Annotated in this window: 1 protein-coding gene and 1 pseudogene; both read left to right on the top strand. The window is 54.7% G+C overall.

All coding sequences use genetic code 11. The features are described 5' to 3' along the window. A pseudogene (locus tag ACZ2IA_RS22640) lies at positions 1-1,249 on the top strand (IS1182 family transposase); the annotation flags it as partial. 436 nt (positions 1,250-1,685) lie between these two features. Next, a complete protein-coding gene (locus ACZ2IA_RS22635; protein ID WP_470294846.1) occupies positions 1,686-2,324 on the top strand; it encodes a LysE family translocator in 639 nt (212 codons plus the stop codon). The last annotated feature ends 182 nt before the right edge of the window (positions 2,325-2,506 follow it).

Genomic DNA, 2,506 nt, shown 5'->3' with positions numbered 1-2,506 from the left:
GCTGTTTTGCTCAAGTTGTACATCTACGGCTACCTCAACCGGATTCAATCAAGTCGTCGTCTGGAACGAGAAACGCAACGGAACCTCGAGCTGATGTGGCTGCTTGAACGGCTTTCTCCCGACTTCAAGACGATTGCCGACTTTCGGCGAGCTAACGGTCCGGGCATACGCAATGTCTGCCGGCAGTTTGTCGTGCTGTGCCGGGAACTGGATCTGTTCACGCAAGCCGTCGTCGCCATTGATGGCAGCAAGTTCAAGGCCGTGAATGCCCATGACCGCAACTTCACCCGTGGCAAGCTGGAGAAGCGCATGCAGGAAATCGATCACTGCATCGAACGCTATCTCTCCGCGATGGAAACGGCAGATCGCCAGCCTCCTGAGATCGCCGAAGCCAGAACAATCCGGCTTAAGCAGAAAATGGCCACGCTAAAGACCAGGCTCGAAAGGCTCAAGCACATTCAGGTGCAACTGGAGCAAGGGTCTTCAGGACAAATTTCGCTGACCGATCCGGATGCCCGAGCCATGGCAACCAGCACCAGCCGCGGGCTGGTTGGCTACAACGTTCAAACCGCCGTCGACATCCAGCACCACCTCATCGTTGCCCACGAAGTCACCAACAATGGCAGTGATCGTCGCCAATTGGCAAAGATGGCGACACAGGCCAAAGACGCAATGCATGCTAGTGAACTTCAAGCCATTGCAGACCGCGGGTACTTCAATGGGGAAGAGATCTGGGCCTGCGCGGAAGCCGGCATTGTGCCGTTGGTCTCAAAACCGATGACTTCCGCAGCCAAGGCAGAAGGTCGATCCGACAAAGAGGACTTTGTGTTTGATCCGACTGCTGGCGAATACGTTTGCCCGGCTGGTAGCTGGTTGATCTGGCGTTTCTCAACGACTGAACGTGGCGCACTGATCCATAAGTACTGGAGTTCAGATTGCCCCCGCTGCGAGCTCAAGGAGCAATGTACGCCCAGCTCATACCGTCGAGTTACACGCTGGGAGCATGAAGCCGTGCTGGAGGAGATGCAAAAGCGTCTGGACACCCAACCAGGCATGATGAAGCTACGGCGTCAGACGGTGGAGCATCCGTTATGGCACCCTGAAAGACTGGATGGGAGCAACCCATTTCCTGACGCGAACCCTGGAGCGGGTGAGTACCGAAATGAGTTTGCATGTGCTCGCCTACAACATGAAGCGAGTCATAAAGATCATCGGATTTGCCGGATTAATGGAGGCAGTAGCGGCCTGAAAGGGCCTTTTTACCCGTCAAAATAGCCTGGTTTGTGCAGCGACCAATATCGGTAACCCAAAAGAGGTTGGCGCAACCATTCTGGTATCAACAATTCACCGTGTTTCCACACAGCCTCCGGCCAAAGCAGTCATTGATGACATAGTGATACAGTGGCAGCTAACGGCCTATTCTGTTGAAAAACTCGGTCCACTGCTGCAGAACGCCACAAGCCATGCAAAACCTGGGCAAATTTGCCTACTAAATGAGCAAAATCGTATCGATTTGCTGAAATTTTGCACAGAAATGAGTCGTGTTAAGCCTGATGCAGGGGCATGAATTAGTTTTTCAACAGAATCGGCCACTTCCGGTCATTCAAAAGGAGTGTCACAATCGTCACTCGTATCGAGCAGGCCCTAACCGTAACGAGGGGGTATCTCTACTTCGGGAGATTTCGATGACCGCATCAGCTGCCGTTTTCGCCATTCTCGTCGCGTTGTGGCTAGGTGCGATGATTCCAGGGCCAAGCTTCGTGCTTGTCGCGCGCAATGCCATTGGCCTGTCTCGCCGCGATGGCCTTGCTACGGCGCTTGGCATGGGCGCGGGAGGTATCTTTTTCGGCTGCATCGCGCTAGCCGGGCTCTACTCGCTTTTGCAATCCGTTGAGTGGCTCTATATTGGCCTTAAGATCGCGGGCGGCGTTTATTTGATTTTCGTTGCGTCGAAAATCTGGCGGGGCGCCGATCGTCCGATCATGGTCGACGGCACGCTTGCGACGCGATCCCGAAGTGCACGCAAGTCGTTCTGGATGGGCCTGACCACCCAACTGAGCAACCCAAAGACGGCCATCTGGTACGGCAGTATCTTTGCTGCACTGCTTCCACAGCATCCACCACTTTGGTGCTATTTCGTGCTGCCGCCCCTGGTCTTTTCGATTGAATGTGGGTGGTACACGATCGTCGCACTGTGCTTCTCGGCTCAAGGTCCACGCGAGATGTATCTGGGCGCAAAAAAATGGGTTGATCGGGTTGCTGCCTGCGCCATTTCAGCACTCGGTTTGCGATTGATTCTTACCGCGCCTAAGACAGGCATATGACACGGCTGGGCGAAGACCATCGGACGCTCACTGAAAGCCCGAACGACCGCTTGGGGTCGGCTTGCAGTCGTGTTGAGGTAACTGGCCGCATGACCGCTTTGGCCGCAGACTGTGTAAAAACGCCAGACCAGGTAGGATATCGGCATCGTCCCAGCCTGGTTGGGTGCTATGAAACGATTCAT

This window comes from Crenobacter sp. CS_VA4 (assembly GCF_055597485.1).
The sequence above is the reverse complement of the archived record's forward strand: the minus strand, read 5'-3'. Positions and strand labels throughout refer to the sequence as shown.